11 protein-coding genes and 4 tRNA genes are annotated in these 14,750 nt (G+C 58.9%); 11 read left to right on the forward strand and 4 right to left on the reverse strand.

Features of this window, described 5'->3' with window-relative positions; genetic code table 11:
- Positions 1 to 11 precede the first annotated feature (11 nt).
- From ACMXYJ_RS05810 to thiO, 4 genes are read left to right on the forward strand one after another with little or no spacing between them, the layout of a single operon-like run.
- A complete protein-coding gene (locus tag ACMXYJ_RS05810; RefSeq protein ID WP_415759080.1) occupies positions 12 to 491 on the forward strand; it encodes a pilus assembly PilX family protein in 480 nt (159 codons plus the stop codon).
- Complete coding sequence (locus ACMXYJ_RS05815) at positions 478 to 3,534, forward strand: pilus assembly protein (RefSeq protein ID WP_415759081.1); 3,057 nt, start codon at positions 478 to 480, stop codon at positions 3,532 to 3,534. Before ACMXYJ_RS05810 ends, ACMXYJ_RS05815 begins: the two co-directional genes overlap by 14 nt.
- Before the next feature lie 14 nt (positions 3,535 to 3,548).
- A complete protein-coding gene (locus ACMXYJ_RS05820) occupies positions 3,549 to 3,944 on the forward strand; it encodes a type IV pilin protein (protein WP_415759082.1) in 396 nt (131 codons plus the stop codon).
- Positions 3,945 to 4,000: 56 nt separating this feature from the next.
- The gene (thiO, locus tag ACMXYJ_RS05825; RefSeq protein WP_415759083.1) at positions 4,001 to 5,101 is read left to right on the forward strand and encodes a glycine oxidase ThiO; all 1,101 of its coding nucleotides are present in this window, start codon (positions 4,001 to 4,003) and stop codon (positions 5,099 to 5,101) included.
- Between the two features lie 3 nt (positions 5,102 to 5,104).
- On the opposite strand, the gene ACMXYJ_RS05830 is transcribed toward thiO, so the two are convergent.
- The 4 genes from ACMXYJ_RS05830 to ACMXYJ_RS05845 form a co-directional block, all read right to left on the reverse strand.
- Positions 5,105 to 6,445 (reverse strand): sigma-54-dependent transcriptional regulator, encoded by a 1,341-nt coding sequence (locus tag ACMXYJ_RS05830; protein ID WP_415759084.1) that lies wholly within the window; start codon positions 6,443 to 6,445, stop codon positions 5,105 to 5,107.
- A gap of 2 nt (positions 6,446 to 6,447) precedes the next feature.
- Positions 6,448 to 8,037, reverse strand: a complete 1,590-nt coding sequence (locus ACMXYJ_RS05835) for a sensor histidine kinase (RefSeq protein WP_415759085.1) — start codon at positions 8,035 to 8,037, stop codon at positions 6,448 to 6,450.
- Positions 8,027 to 8,260, reverse strand: coding sequence for a PP0621 family protein (locus tag ACMXYJ_RS05840; protein WP_008154904.1), 234 nt, complete (start codon positions 8,258 to 8,260; stop codon positions 8,027 to 8,029). Before ACMXYJ_RS05840 ends, ACMXYJ_RS05835 begins: the two co-directional genes overlap by 11 nt.
- 122 nt (positions 8,261 to 8,382) lie before the next feature.
- Positions 8,383 to 9,405, reverse strand: a complete 1,023-nt coding sequence (locus tag ACMXYJ_RS05845; RefSeq protein ID WP_150658187.1) for an outer membrane protein assembly factor BamD — start codon at positions 9,403 to 9,405, stop codon at positions 8,383 to 8,385.
- Positions 9,406 to 9,556: 151 nt separating this feature from the next.
- Between ACMXYJ_RS05845 and rluD the strand changes: the two genes are divergently transcribed.
- The 7 genes from rluD (at position 9,557) to ACMXYJ_RS05880 (ending at position 14,652) form a co-directional block, all read left to right on the forward strand.
- The gene (gene rluD, locus ACMXYJ_RS05850) at positions 9,557 to 10,519 is read left to right on the forward strand and encodes a 23S rRNA pseudouridine(1911/1915/1917) synthase RluD (RefSeq protein ID WP_046048807.1); all 963 of its coding nucleotides are present in this window, start codon (positions 9,557 to 9,559) and stop codon (positions 10,517 to 10,519) included.
- Positions 10,516 to 11,241: a peptidoglycan editing factor PgeF gene (pgeF, locus tag ACMXYJ_RS05855; RefSeq protein ID WP_415759086.1), complete on the forward strand. Its 726-nt coding sequence runs from the start codon at positions 10,516 to 10,518 to the stop codon at positions 11,239 to 11,241. The genes rluD and pgeF overlap by 4 nt, the downstream gene beginning before the upstream one ends.
- A gap of 130 nt (positions 11,242 to 11,371) precedes the next feature.
- Complete coding sequence (gene clpB, locus ACMXYJ_RS05860) at positions 11,372 to 13,936, forward strand: ATP-dependent chaperone ClpB (protein ID WP_415759087.1); 2,565 nt, start codon at positions 11,372 to 11,374, stop codon at positions 13,934 to 13,936.
- Between the two features lie 299 nt (positions 13,937 to 14,235).
- Positions 14,236 to 14,311: transfer RNA gene (locus ACMXYJ_RS05865), tRNA-Asn, on the forward strand.
- Between the two features lie 9 nt (positions 14,312 to 14,320).
- Positions 14,321 to 14,397: transfer RNA gene (locus ACMXYJ_RS05870), tRNA-Pro, on the forward strand.
- A 5-nt stretch (positions 14,398 to 14,402) separates the two neighbouring features.
- A tRNA-Lys gene (locus ACMXYJ_RS05875) sits at positions 14,403 to 14,478 on the forward strand.
- A gap of 97 nt (positions 14,479 to 14,575) precedes the next feature.
- Positions 14,576 to 14,652: transfer RNA gene (locus ACMXYJ_RS05880), tRNA-Pro, on the forward strand.
- Positions 14,653 to 14,750: the final 98 nt, after the last annotated feature.

Below are 14,750 nucleotides of genomic sequence, written 5' to 3' on the forward strand. Positions count from 1 at the left end.
GGGGAGGGCCGATGAGTATTTCTTCCGTGACCCCTCACACCCAGCGTGGCATGGCGCTGCTGGTTAGCCTGGTGTTTCTTCTGTTGCTGACATTGATCGGTCTTTCATCGATGCAAAACGCCACCCTGCAGGAAAAAATGGCTGCCAGCGTGACCTTGCGCAATCAGTCGTTCCAGGGCGCCGAGTCGGCGTTGCGCGTAGGTGAAAGCGCGGTGCAACTGGAGACCTTTTCGTTGCCGGTCTGCAGCGGCACCACCCGATGCGCGCCACCGGCCGAGTCGTCGACAATCACTGGCGCCGGATTCAATTCCACCTCGGGGGTGACCTGGATCGCCTCCGGCAGCGGTTTTTACGGGGTGCAGAACATCGGCACCACCCTGACCGCCGTGAATGTGCCAAGCAACACCTCGACAACTCTGTACCGGGTGACCGCAGTCGGCATCGCGGGTAACTCGCGCAGTGTGGTGGAGAGTATCTATGCGAAGTACTGAACGGCACGCCGGTCTGTGGCGCCTGGTTTGCGGCGTATTGTTGGGTTTTTATCTTTCAGCGCCCGCGTATGCCTTCACTCCGTCGGATTCACCGCTACTGAGCGCTGCAGCCGTCGCACCAAACGTGATGTTGTTGATCGACGATTCGGGCAGCATGAACAGCATCATCTACGCTGCGGGGTTCGATCCGGCAGTGCACCGAACCCCGGCCCGGCAATGCAATGCGCTGCTGGGGCTGTGTCTGGGTTTCTCCAACATCACCGGTGACACGGTCTTCCTCTCCAGCTTGCCGACGTCCGGCTGCTCCAACGGTTACTACGCGTTTTACAACAACAACCTCACGCCCCAGTGCCTCAAGCTGCCCGATCCGGTAGGTAACGAAAATACCCGATATTCAGCGGATTACATTTCGTACTTGGTGGGGCTGGCCAACGGTAGCAACCGTGATTTCACCACGGGCTCAATCCCCACCGATTACCGCATGAACGTTGCGCGCAAGGCGGCCACCGATCTGGTGACCACGAACCGCGGGCTGCGTATAGGTCTGGCAACGTTCAACCCGGTCAACAGCAACAACGCTGGCAATGGTGGCTACATCGCCCGTTCCATCAGCGATCTGGCGGACCAAGCCAACTACAGCGCCCTGATTACCTCGATCAACGGTTTGAGTGCGGTCGCCAACACGCCGCTGGCGGAAACCTATTACGAAGTCACCCGCTACATGCGCGGCATGGCGCCGTTCTACAACTCGACGCCCGCCACCTACACCAGTCCGATCCAATACCGCTGTCAGAAAAACTACGGTGTGGTGATTACCGATGGCTTGCCCACCTTTGACCGGACCTTCCCGACCACCGATACCTTGGGCGGTACCCGACTGCCCAATTGGGACGGTGTAAACAACGACGGCCCCGGCGGCGACGATGAGGGCGACACCCTTTATCTGGATGACATTGCCAAATTCGCCTTCGACATCGACATGCGCACGACGGGCACCGATTCTGCGAGCAAAAGCTGGGACGCAGCAGATTTTCCAAAGCAGAACATGAACACCTACACCGTCGGTTTCGCCACTGCGAATCAGATGTTGTCGGACGCGGCGGCTTACGGGCAGGGCAAGTATTACCAGGCGACCGACAGTGCAGGCCTCAACAGTGCACTCTCGTCCGCCCTGAGCGACATCACCTCCAAGGCCGGCTCCGGCGGCGGTGGCGTCGCCAGCGGGACCACTGTGGCCAGCGGTTCGAGTTACTTTCAGACCAGTTTCGATCCCAAGGACTGGCGCGGCACGATAAAGTCCTACGGATTTACCTCCGCTGGCACGGTCAACACCGCCTCGGTGTTGTGGACAACCGATACCGCCATCGTGCCCGGTGCCACGGCGCCGATCTATCAATCCTGGAACACCCTGACCAATTCGGCTGTGACACTGGCCTACGCCAGTTTTTCCCCTGCCCAGCAAACTTCCCTCAACCAGAGTTTGCCCACCGGCATCACCGGCAGCGATCTGGTGGAGTGGAGCAAGGGCACCAACAAGGCCGGCCTGAAAGTGCGCAGTGTGCTGCTTGGCGACATCATCAATTCGCCGTTGGCCCTGGCATCGCCCACGGATAAAACCGCGTCCGATCTGTCAGGCGACACCACTTACAGCACCTATCTGGCAACCAAAGCGGCAAGCATGAACGCCAGCCTCGTGGTGAACGCCAACGACGGCTTTGTAAACGTCATCAGCACGGCCAACGGCACACGGCGTTACGCTTTTATGCCGTCCAGTGTGTTGCCGTCACTGCGCTACATCGCCGACCCGACTTACATAAACGGGGTGAGCCACAAGTTTCTGGTGGACGGCCAGGTGGGCGTGTTCGATGCCCAGCTCAACAGTGCCTGGAAAACCCTCGCGTTGGGCGGGGCAGGGGCGGGGGGGCGAACCTTCTATGCGCTGCAACTGTTCGACGCATCGGCCGGTAACGTAACGAAAGCGTTGTGGGAGATCAGCGCTCCGGCCACAGCAAATACGGCGAACGTTTTCAATGATCTGGGTTATGCCTACGCACGACCGGAAGTGGCACGCTTGGCCGACGGTCGATGGGCGGCATTCATCTCCAACGGTTATGGCAGCAACTCCGGGGTGGCAGCGTTGTACGTGGTCGACATTCGCGACGGCACGCTGATCAAGAAGATAGTGGTCGACGGTGCCGAGACCACCAACGGCCTGTCGTCGGTGAAGCTCAGGGTCAACTCGCAGAATGTGGTGCAGGCAGCCTATGGCGGCGACCTGAAAGGGCGTCTATGGAAGTTTGATTTGAGCGCCACCGCCCCGGAGTCGTGGGATCTGGCGTTTTCCCGCAAACCGCTGTTTACCACCGCAGGTGGCGTCACCCAGCCGATTACCGCGCAACCCTTGCTGGCAGACAACTCGCTGGGAGGGAAGGAAGTATTTTTCGGTACCGGTAAATTCAATGAGACTGCTGACAAGACCAACAAAGACCTTCAGTCGTTCTATGCCGTGTGGGATGCGGAAGGTGGCTCCGGGCAAATCACAACATCCAGCTTGCAGGCGCAGTCGGTGACGGGCGTGTTCTCGGGTAGCAGTGGGCAATTCATCACCACCAGCCAGAACGACGTGACCTATCCGGCGAAAAAAGGCTGGTACCTGCCGCTGGTGTACAACAACGTGCTAACCGGTGAGCGGGTGATCAATCAGGCCAGTCTGGTGGCCGGCCGGATCGTGTTCACCACGGCCAGCGTGGACACCACCGACCCATGCGCCAGTTTCGGCACCGGCAAACTGGTCGAGCTGGATGCATTCAGCGGTAAGATGCTCAATTACGCCGTGCTCGACAGCAATGGCGACGGGTTGGTCGACATCAAGGATTCGATTTCCAGCGGGGTGATTTTCACCGGTGGTATTCCGACGCTGAACGCGATCGTCAACAATGCGTCCAGCAAGATTGTGAGCGACTCCAGTGGTGGCATCGGCTCCCTGGCGGAAAAGCCCGGCAGCGGCGGCAGTCGTCGCATCATGTGGCGACAAATACAGTAAGTGAGAGTTGAGGCATGCGCAGATCCAACCGAGGTTTTACCCTGATCGAAATCATGATCGTGATTGCGATCATCGGGATCGTCATCACCATTGGCTACCCGAGCCTCACCGAGTACGTAAAAAAGGGCCGTCGAACTGAAGTCGCCGGCCTGCTCTCCGAACAGGCGCAGATCCTTGAACGCTTCTATTCGAAGAATAATGTCTACACCAATGCCACCGGGCTGAGCGCCGGTAATGACTTTTACACCATCAAGCCGACCATGACCGATCAGACCTTCCTGCTGACGGCGGAGCGCAAGCCAGGCAAGGCCATGGCTGCTGACAAGTGCGGTGATTTCACCATCACCAACACTGGCGTCAGAAGCATGGTCAATGCGACGGCCACGACTAAGGATTGCTGGGGTCGTTGAGTTCCTTTTTCGGGTGCCTTTTGTGCCCTCTGTCTATTTAACGGTTGGATCAGAACATGACCAGGCAACAGCAAGTGGTGATTGTCGGCGGCGGTGTGATTGGCTTGCTGACGGCGTTCAATCTCGCGTCTGAAGTGCACAGTGTTGTGCTGCTGGATCGTTCGAGCGTCGGTCAGGAGTCGTCCTGGGCGGGTGGCGGCATCGTTTCGCCGCTTTACCCGTGGCGCTACAGCCTGGCGGTCACCGCGTTGGCGCATTGGTCCCAGGATTTTTATCCACAGCTCGGTGAGCGACTGTTTGCTGCCACCGGTGTCGATCCCGAGGTGCATACCACCGGGTTGTACTGGCTGGATCTGGATGACGAGGCCGAGGCGCTGGCTTGGGCTGGGCGGGAAAACCGTCCGTTGCGGGCTGTGGATATCTCGGCGGCTCACGACGCGGTGCCGGTGCTGGGGAGCGGTTTTTCCCGGGCGATCTACATGGCCGATGTGGCCAATGTGCGTAATCCGCGGCTGGTAAAGTCCCTCAAGGCTGCGTTGCTGGCGCTGCCGAACGTGACGATTCATGAGCAGTGTGAAGTCAGCGGGTTTATCCGTGAAGGCGCAACGGTGGTCGGGGTGCAGACCTCGGCGGGAGCGATTCATGGCGATCAGGTAGTGCTGACCGCAGGTGCCTGGAGCGGTGATTTACTCAAGAGCCTGGATCTGGAGCTGCCGGTCGAGCCGGTGAAAGGGCAGATGATTCTGTACAAATGCGCAGCGGATTTCCTGCCGAGCATGGTTCTGGCCAAGGGGCGTTATGCGATTCCCCGGCGCGACGGGCACATTCTGATCGGCAGTACGCTGGAACATGAAGGCTTCGACAAGACGCCAACCGAATCTGCCCTGGAGAGCCTGAAGGCGTCGGCGGTGGAGTTGATTCCTGCACTGGCGGATGCCGAGGTTGTCGGCCACTGGGCCGGGTTGCGACCGGGCTCACCGGAAGGCATTCCCTACATCGGTCGGGTGCCAGGGTTCGAAGGGCTTTGGCTCAATTGCGGGCATTACCGTAATGGCCTGGTGTTGGCGCCGGCGTCATGTCAGTTGTTTGCGGATGTGATGCTGGGGCGTGAGCCGATCATTGATCCGGCGCCGTATGCACCGGCTGGACGGATCTGAGACTCAATCCAATCCAAGTTTCTTGAGCCTGTAGCGCATCGACCGGAATGAAAGATTCAACCGCTGAGCCGCCGCCGTGCGGTTCCAGCGGGTTTCTTCCAGGGCCTGGAGGATAAGGTTGCGTTCGACGTTTTCCAGGTAGTCTTCCAGGTTGTCGATCTGTGTCAGGTCCGGCACACCGCCTTCCGGGTTGCAGTTGCCTTCGGCCAGTCGCAGGTCGCTGGCTTCAATTTGTTTGTTTTCGCACAACGTGTGCGCCCGTTCGAGCACATTCTCCAGTTCCCGCACATTGCCGGGGAAGCGATAGCTTTTCAGCGCATCGAGGGCTTGGGGGTGGAGTTTTGCGGCGGGTTGGCCGGTGCTGATGGCCAGGCGTTTGAGCACATGGCTGGCGAGGGATTCGATGTCGTCACGGCGTTCGCGCAAGGGCGGCACCCGTAGTTCGATGACGTTCAACCGGTAGTACAAATCCTGGCGAAAACGTTCGGCGGCGACTTCGGCGTCGAGGTCTTTATGGGTGGCGCAAAGAATACGCACATCGACCACGGTTTCCTGCTGCTCGCCGACACCGCGAACGGCTTTTTCCTGTATTGCCCGTAGCAGTTTGACCTGCATCGCCAGCGGTAAATCAGCCACTTCGTCGAGGAACAGGGTGCCGCCATGGGCCGCCTGGAACAGTCCGGGTTTGTCTTCGATGGCGCCGCTGAAGCTGCCTTTGCGATGCCCGAAAAACTCGCTCTCCATCAATTCCGACGGAATCGCCCCGCAATTGACCGGGATAAACGGTTGGTTGGCGCGGGGGCCTTGCTCATGGATCAGTCGCGCGACCAATTCCTTGCCACTGCCGGATTCTCCGCTGATGTACACCGGCGCCTGGCTGCGGGCCAGTTTGTCGATGTGTTTGCGCAGAGCGCGCATGGGCAGTGAATCACCCAGCAGCCGGCGATCGATGGCGATGCCGGTACCGCCCGGCGCAGGCAACCGAAGCGCGCTGCTGACCAGTTCCCGCAGGCGAGTGAGGTCCACCGGTTTGGTCAGGAAGTCGAAGGCGCCGGCCTTGAGGGCGTTGATCGCCGTTTCCAGGCTGCCGTAAGCGGTGATCATTGCCACCGGTACATTTGGGTGGCGTTGCTGGATGTGCTGCACCAGCTCAAGGCCGGTACCGTCCGGCAGGCGCATATCGGTCAGGCACAGGTCGAACGTTTCTCGCGACAGCAGGGCCTGGGCTTCGCCGAGGTTGCGGGCACTGAAGGTGTCGAGTTTCATCCGTCCCAGGGTGATTTCCAGGAGTTCGCGGATATCCGGTTCGTCGTCGACGATCAGGACTTTTTGCCGTGGGCTCATGTTCAACTTTGTTTCCGTCCGTGAGCAAAGGTGATGCGAAAGCAGCCGCCGCCTTGGCGTGGATTGAAGTCTAGGCGGGCCTGGTTGCTTTCGCACAGCTCACGGGACAGATAAAGCCCCAGACCGGTGCCTTGGGGGCTCGTGGTGAAGAACGGTTCGAACAAGTGCACATAATGCTCCGGTGCCACGCCGGGGCCGTCGTCCAGGATTTCGAGGACCGGCAGCTGGCTGTCCGGGTCGACGAACAACTCAAGCCAGACCTGCGCCAGGTCGTGATTCAAGGCGCTATGGCGCCAGGCGTTGCGCAACAGATTGTCGAGAATCTGAGTCAGTTGGTCTGGATCCATCAGGGTTTTGAAGTCTCCTGAGCCGATGCGCAGATGAATTTGCTGATGTTCGGTCGCCCCCTCGCGGGTTTCGTTGACGAACTGTTCCAGCCACGGCTTCAGATCAAGCCGTTGCGCCACGGTTTGCTGGCGACGGGACAGTTGCAGGACGTTTTCGATTACCCGATTCATTCGCTGAGAGTGGTCTTGAATAATCTGTGTCAGACGTCGATCCGCGCGGTTCAGTTCCTCCGATTCCTGCAATAGCTGCGCGGCATGACTAACGGCGCCCAGTGGATTGCGGATTTCATGGGCGATACCGGCGGTCAGGTGACCGAGGGCGGCGAGCTTCAATTGCTGGGCTTGTTGAGCGATTTGCGCGAGGTCTTCGAGAAAGACCAGGGTCTGGTGGTGTGGGCTTTGGTCCAGGGCAATGAAGCTCGGTTGCAGCTCCAGACTGCTACTGGCGACTTTCAGGCTCTGGGGGCGCAGCGTCGGATTGTTGAGCCACAGTTGCAGGCGTTCGACCAGGCTGGGTAGGTAGTCGTCGATCAGCTCGCCTGAAAGATTTTCCCTGCCTAACAGGTTCAAGGCGCTGTGGTTGGCCAGTTGAACCCGCCGCTTGTCGTCGAGTACCAGGATGCCGGTACGCATGCGTTGCAGGATCAGTGCGTTGAGGGCTTCGAGGCCGACGACTTCGCTGGCCCGTTGTTCGGCGAGGGTTTCGCTGACCTCCAGGCGTCGGCTCAGCCCTTGCACCAGCAATGCCGCAGCAAAACACAAGGCACCGAGCGTGCCGACTTGCAGGTAATCGTTGGGGGTGGCGGGATGGCTGAAACTCAGGAGGAAGCTCAGCCCGACGATGCCAAGTGCGCCAACGGCGGCAATCAGCAGGCCGATGCGCCCTCGCAACAAGGTGTTACTGATGGCCACCGATACGATCAGCAAGTTGCCGATGGCGCTGGCCACACCGCCGGCGGCGTAGAACAGACCGCACAGAAGCAGGACGTCGGTCAGCGCCAGGCTGAACAGTTGCGCCGGGCGCCGGGTGTTCCCGAGGAATACCACCAGCAGGATATTCAGCACCAGGTAAAACCAGCTGCCACTGCGCAGCAGGTCATCATTGCTGAACGTCAGCAGCTGGTTGTCCATGTTGCTGGAGATCAACAGCACCAGGGTGATGCCGATGCTCAAACGGTAAAGGTGATAGAGGCGCAGCAGTCGCCGGGCCTGTTTGCTGCCGGGACTGGAGGTCTCAGCGATCACTGGAGCCCGGGCCTTGCTCAAGATGAGCCTGGCTGCAATACCACTGTTGTTGAAGGCTCAGCGCGCGGTCGCGTGGCAGGTGTACGCCGCAATGGGCGCAGCGGACCATCGGGGCCGCTTCCAGCTCGGCAGAGGACTTGGGCACGGAAGCCTGGCCCTTGAACTTGCGCCAGAACCATACCGCAGCGGCAATCAGGGCGATCCAGAACAGTAAACGAAGCATGATGAGCTGCTATTCGACGAGTGATGAGTGAGTTTAGCCAAGGACATGACCAGCGCACAGCGTAATCATCGAGCCCATAAAAAAGGAGCCTCGAAAGGCTCCTTTTTGTACAACCCGATGCGTCAGTCAAACACGCCGAAGGTCATGTAGCTGAACCACGAGCGGTCGCTGTTGTTGGCTTCGGACTCGTGTTCCTCTTCTTCGATCACGTCGCCATTTTCATCTTTAGGCTTGAGATCGTTCGGAATCGCGTCCTTGGCGTCCTGGAACTGCTTCTGCACGTCCTGGTTGGCGCGGGTTTCGCCCGGCGGCAGCGGTGGACGGGACTCGATCAGGCCCAGGGTTGCCTTGCTCAGCCACGAACGGTTGTCGGCTTCGGCCACCGAAGGCTGGAACTGACCGTCGACCAGGCTTGGATGGTTCGGGTAGTTGAGCTTCAGGGTTTCAAGGCTGGTAGCGGCCAGGTCGTCCAGGTGCAGACGCTGGTAGGCCTCTGTCATCACCGCCAGGCCGTCACCGACCGAAGGGGTTTCCTGGAAGTTTTCCACCACGTAGCGACCACGGTTCGCGGCGGCGACATAGGCCTGACGGGTCAGGTAGTAGTCGGCAACGTGAATCTCGTAGGCCGCCAGCAGGTTGCGCAGGTAGATCATGCGCTGCTTGGCGTCCGGCGAGTAGCGGCTGTTGGGGAAGCGGCTGGTCAGTTGGGCGAACTCGTTGTAGGAGTCGCGAGCGGCGCCCGGGTCACGCTTGGTCATGTCCAACGGCAGGAAGCGCGACAACAGGCCGACGTCCTGGTCGAAAGAAGTCAGACCCTTGAGGTAATACGCGTAATCCACGTTCGGGTGCTGCGGGTGCAGGCGAATGAAGCGCTCGGCGGCGGACTTCGCCGCTTCAGGCTCGGTGTTCTTGTAGTTGGCATAGATGAGCTCGAGTTGAGCCTGATCGGCGTAGCGACCGAACGGATAACGCGACTCCAGCGCCTTCAGCTTGGCTGTGGCGGCGGTGTAGCTATTGTTGTCCAGATCGTGCTGAGCCTGCTGGTACAGCTCGACCTCGCTCAGGTTTTCGTCTACGACTTCCTTCGATGAGCAAGCAGCGGTCAATGCGAGGATGGCGATCAGCAGCAGGTGTTTCACTTGCATGGCGGCTTGCGTCCCTATGACGGCCGCTGTCTTGGGCGGGGCCGTCCTGTTATGATGAGCGCCCCGTTGAATAGCCTCGGGGCAAAAGACGCCGTATTTAACCACAAGCGCGCAGCCGAAACCAAAGGCTGTGCCGACGCCTAGTCTGAGCATGTCCGATAAAATTGAACTTCGCGCAGAGGTGCCGTCCGAATTGGGCGGCCAACGCCTCGATCAAGTCGCCGCACAATTATTCGCTGAGCACTCGCGCTCGCGCCTTTCCGCCTGGATCAAAGACGGCCGCCTGACTGTGGATGGGGCGGTTATCCGCCCGCGAGACATCGTTCATGGTGGTGCCATTCTTGAACTCACTGCCGAGCAGGAAGCTCAGGGCGAATGGATCGCTCAAGACATCGAGCTGGACATCGTCTATGAAGACGACGACATCCTGGTGATCAACAAACCCGCGGGTCTGGTGGTGCATCCTGCCGCCGGCCACGCAGATGGCACCTTGCTCAACGCCTTGCTGCACCACGTGCCGGACATCATCAATGTGCCCCGTGCCGGTATCGTGCATCGCCTGGACAAGGACACCACCGGTCTGATGGTAGTGGCCAAGACCATTCAGGCGCAGACACAGCTTGTCACGCAATTGCAGAGCCGCAGCGTAAGCCGGATCTACGAGTGCATCGTGATCGGTGTGGTCACTGCCGGCGGCAAGATCAACGCGCCGATCGGTCGTCACGGTCAGCAACGCCAGCGCATGGCCGTGATGGAAGGTGGCAAGCAAGCCGTCAGTCATTACCGCGTGCTCGAGCGTTTCCGCTCCCACACTCACGTGCGGGTGAAGCTGGAAACCGGTCGTACGCACCAGATTCGTGTGCATATGGCTCACATCAACTTCCCGTTGGTCGGAGATCCTGCCTACGGCGGTCGTTTCCGTATTCCGCCGGCAGCCAGTGTGACCATGATCGAATCGTTGAAGGCGTTCCCGCGTCAGGCGCTGCATGCGCGGTTCCTGGAGCTGGATCACCCGACCACCGGTAAACGCATGAGCTGGGAATCGCCACTGCCGGACGATTTCGTCTGGTTGCTGACGCTGCTCAAGCAAGACCGCGAGGCGTTCATCGGATGAGTGACTGGCTGATTCCCGACTGGCCTGCGCCTGCCGGGGTGAAAGCCTGCGTTACCACCCGTGCGGGCGGCGTCAGTCTGGCGCCGTTCGACAGCCTCAACCTCGGCGATCACGTCGATGACAGCCCAGAAGCTGTTGTCGAAAACCGCCGTCGCCTCACCGATCACTTCTCTATTCAGCCGGCCTGGTTAAAGCAGGTTCACGGCATTGCCGTGGCCCATGCAGACCCAAGCCTTACGGCCACTGCCGATGCCAGCTGGACGGCAACGCCCGGTATCGCCTGCACGGCGATGACCGCGGATTGCCTGCCGGCATTGTTTTGCGACCGTGCAGGCACTCGCGTCGCGGCGGCCCATGCCGGTTGGCGCGGATTGGCGGCGGGTGTGCTGGAAGCGACTCTAGACACGCTGGCCGTGCCACCAGAAGAAGTGCTGGTCTGGCTCGGTCCTGCCATTGGCCCGCAAGCCTTTGAAGTCGGCCCTGAAGTGCGCGAAACCTTCGTCGAGCAATTGCCCGAAGCCGCCAAAGCCTTTGTGCCGAGTCAAAATGCTGGCAAATTCATGGCCGACATTTACGAGCTGGCGCGCTTGCGTCTGGCGGCTCGCGGCGTCACCGCTGTTTATGGTGGCGGTTTCTGCACCGTGACCGATCCTCGCTTCTTTTCTTACCGCCGCAGCCCGCGCACCGGTCGGTTTGCCTCTTTAGTCTGGATCGAACGCTAGACTTCTCTGATCTACATCAACTGTACGACGCTTGAATCTTCCAGAATCGACCACATCTAGTGAGGTATCCGGCAGGCTTCTTCATTCAGGATGTTTTATAGGTCCGGCCTGCTCAAAAGGAAGGTGACCCATGCGTATAGACCGTTTAACCAGCAAGTTGCAGTTAGCCTTGTCCGACGCCCAATCCCTGGCCGTCGGCCTCGATCATCCGGGCATTGAACCGGCGCACTTGATGCAAGCCATGCTTGAACAGCAGGGTGGTTCGATCAAACCCCTGCTGATGCAGGTTGGTTTCGACGTCAATAGCTTGCGTAAAGAGCTGACCAAAGAGCTCGACCAACTACCAAAAATCCAGAACCCGACCGGCGACGTCAACATGTCGCAGGATTTGGCACGCCTGCTCAATCAGGCCGATCGTCTGGCCCAGCAGAAGGGCGACCAGTTCATCTCCAGCGAGCTGGTGTTGCTCGCCGCCATGGACGAGAACAGCAAGCTCGGCAAATTGTTGCTCGGTCAGGGCGTCAGCAAGAAAGCCCTGGAGAACGCGATCAACAACCTGCGCGGTGGTGAGGCCGTCAATGACGCCAACCACGAAGAGTCGCGCCAGGCGCTGGATAAATACACCGTCGACCTGACCAAGCGCGCCGAAGAAGGCAAGCTCGATCCGGTGATCGGCCGTGACGACGAAATTCGCCGGACCATTCAGGTCCTGCAACGCCGAACCAAGAACAACCCGGTGCTGATCGGTGAGCCTGGTGTTGGTAAAACCGCCATCGCCGAAGGCTTGGCCCAGCGCATCATTAACGGCGAAGTGCCCGATGGACTGAAAGGCAAACGTCTGCTGTCCCTGGACATGGGGTCGCTGATTGCCGGTGCCAAGTACCGTGGCGAGTTCGAAGAGCGCCTCAAATCCCTGCTCAACGAACTGTCGAAGCAGGAAGGGCAGATCATTCTGTTCATCGACGAACTGCACACCATGGTCGGCGCCGGTAAAGGCGAAGGCTCGATGGACGCGGGCAATATGCTCAAGCCTGCGTTGGCCCGTGGTGAACTGCACTGCGTCGGCGCGACCACGCTCAACGAGTACCGCCAATATATAGAGAAGGACGCGGCCCTCGAACGGCGTTTCCAGAAAGTCTTGGTGGACGAGCCGAGCGAAGAAGACACCATCGCGATTCTGCGTGGCCTGAAAGAGCGCTACGAGGTTCACCACAAAGTGGCGATCACCGACGGCGCGATCATCGCTGCGGCCAAGCTCAGTCATCGCTACATCACTGACCGTCAGTTGCCGGACAAGGCCATCGACCTGATCGACGAAGCGGCTAGCCGCATCCGCATGGAGATCGACTCCAAGCCGGAAGTGCTCGATCGACTGGAACGTCGTCTGATTCAGCTGAAGGTGGAATCCCAGGCGCTGAAGAAAGAAAGTGACGAAGCCGCGATAAAACGCCTGGAAAAACTCCAGGAAGAAATCGTTCGCCTCGAACGTGAGTATTCGGACCTGGAAGAAATCTGGAACGCGGAAAAAGCCGAAGTTCAGGGTTCTGCGCAGATCCAGCAGAAAATCGAACAGTCCCGTCAGGAACTGGAAGCCGCCCGCCGCAAAGGCGACTTGAACCGCATGGCCGAGTTGCAGTACGGGATCATCCCGGACCTGGAGCGCAGCCTGCAAATGGTCGACCAGCACGGCAAAACTGAAAACCAGTTGCTGCGCAGCAAGGTGACTGAAGAAGAGATTGCTGAAGTCGTTTCGAAGTGGACCGGTATTCCGGTGTCGAAAATGCTCGAAGGCGAGCGCGACAAGCTGATGAAGATGGAAAGCCTGTTGCACCAACGTGTGATCGGTCAGGACGAAGCGGTGATTGCCGTTTCCAACGCCGTGCGGCGGTCCCGCGCCGGTTTGTCCGATCCGAATCGCCCGAGCGGTTCGTTCATGTTCCTCGGCCCGACCGGTGTCGGTAAAACCGAGCTGTGCAAGGCGCTGGCCGAGTTCCTCTTTGATACGGAAGAGGCGATGGTGCGGATCGACATGTCCGAGTTCATGGAGAAACATTCCGTGGCTCGTCTGATCGGCGCGCCACCAGGCTACGTAGGCTATGAAGAGGGCGGTTACCTGACCGAGGCGGTGCGTCGCAAGCCTTATTCGGTGATCCTCCTGGACGAGGTCGAGAAGGCCCACCCGGACGTCTTCAACATCTTGCTGCAAGTGCTGGAGGATGGCCGACTGACCGACAGTCATGGCCGCACGGTGGATTTCAAAAATACCGTGATTGTCATGACCTCCAACCTCGGCTCGGTGCAGATCCAGGAATTGGTCGGTGATCGTGAGGCGCAGCGTGCGGCGGTGATGGATGCGATTTCCACGCACTTCCGGCCGGAGTTCATCAACCGGGTCGATGAAGTGGTGATCTTTGAGCCGTTGGCTCGGGATCAGATCGCGGGCATTACCGAGATCCAGTTGGGTCGCCTGCGCAGTCGCCTGACCGAGCGCGAGCTCAAGCTTGATCTGAGCCCTGAGGCTATGGATAAGCTGATCGCGGTAGGTTACGACCCGGTTTACGGCGCGCGGCCGCTCAAACGAGCGATTCAGCGCTGGATCGAGAACCCGCTGGCTCAGTTGATTCTGTCCGGTCGTTTCATGCCGGGCGATACCGCCAACGGCGTTGTGGAGAACGACGAAATCGTATTCGTCTGATTCACGGCGGCTTTAAAATTGAAGAGGCCTCGCATTGCGAGGCCTTTTTTTCGCCAGGCTGTTGAACTGAAAGGAAAAGGCTTGTAAAGTGCGCCCCGCAGTAAGTCGCTCCGAAGGGTTCCAGCTCCCCAAGCCGGAATCTGAAATAAGTTGCAAATCATTAACTTGAAAGCAATTTAGGGGGTTGACAGAGGTGCTTAAAATTGTAGAATAGCGCGCCTCAGACACACGAACGCAGCGATGCGAACGGGTCGAAGAGAACGCAAAAAGCTTCATCGTTGTAAATTGAAATATGTAGTTCCGTGATAGCTCAGTCGGTAGAGCAAATGACTGTTAATCATTGGGTCCCAGGTTCGAGTCCTGGTCACGGAGCCAATTTCAAGCCGGGGTATAGCGCAGTCCGGTAGCGCGCCTGCTTTGGGAGCAGGATGTCAGGAGTTCGAATCCCCTTACCCCGACCATTTTTGGGTCGTTAGCTCAGTTGGTAGAGCAGTTGGCTTTTAACCAATTGGTCGTAGGTTCGAATCCCACACGACCCACCATTTTTGAAACCAGTTCACGCTGGAATCAGATCTTAAGATCAGAGGCCAAAAGCACTGATCGAAGAAGGCGACTTTTTAAAGGTCGCCTTTTTATTACCGGGGTATAGCGCAGTCCGGTAGCGCGCCTGCTTTGGGAGCAGGATGTCAGGAGTTCGAATCCCCTTACCCCGACCATATTAAAAATCCTCGTATCGAAAGATACGGGGATTTTTTTTGTCTTCGAAAAATGTTCCAGACGCAAAAAAGCCGCGCTTCTCGACGGAAAAGCGCGG

It is taken from the genome of Pseudomonas arabinosi, assembly GCF_047758675.1.
In the GTDB taxonomy this organism is placed as follows: Bacteria; Pseudomonadota; Gammaproteobacteria; order Pseudomonadales; family Pseudomonadaceae; genus Aquipseudomonas; species Aquipseudomonas arabinosi.

Coding starts and splice junctions, on each gene's coding strand:
- ACMXYJ_RS05845 (WP_150658187.1), bottom strand. CDS start 9,405: ATGCAAGTGAAACACCTGCTGCTGATCGCCATCCTCGCATTGACCGCT.
- ACMXYJ_RS05820 (WP_415759082.1), top strand. CDS start 3,549: ATGCGCAGATCCAACCGAGGTTTTACCCTGATCGAAATCATGATCGTG.
- pgeF (WP_415759086.1), top strand. CDS start 10,516: ATGAGTGACTGGCTGATTCCCGACTGGCCTGCGCCTGCCGGGGTGAAA.
- ACMXYJ_RS05815 (WP_415759081.1), top strand. CDS start 478: ATGCGAAGTACTGAACGGCACGCCGGTCTGTGGCGCCTGGTTTGCGGC.
- clpB (WP_415759087.1), top strand. CDS start 11,372: ATGCGTATAGACCGTTTAACCAGCAAGTTGCAGTTAGCCTTGTCCGAC.
- thiO (WP_415759083.1), top strand. CDS start 4,001: ATGACCAGGCAACAGCAAGTGGTGATTGTCGGCGGCGGTGTGATTGGC.
- rluD (WP_046048807.1), top strand. CDS start 9,557: ATGTCCGATAAAATTGAACTTCGCGCAGAGGTGCCGTCCGAATTGGGC.
- ACMXYJ_RS05810 (WP_415759080.1), top strand. CDS start 12: ATGAGTATTTCTTCCGTGACCCCTCACACCCAGCGTGGCATGGCGCTG.
- ACMXYJ_RS05830 (WP_415759084.1), bottom strand. CDS start 6,445: ATGAGCCCACGGCAAAAAGTCCTGATCGTCGACGACGAACCGGATATC.
- ACMXYJ_RS05840 (WP_008154904.1), bottom strand. CDS start 8,260: ATGCTTCGTTTACTGTTCTGGATCGCCCTGATTGCCGCTGCGGTATGG.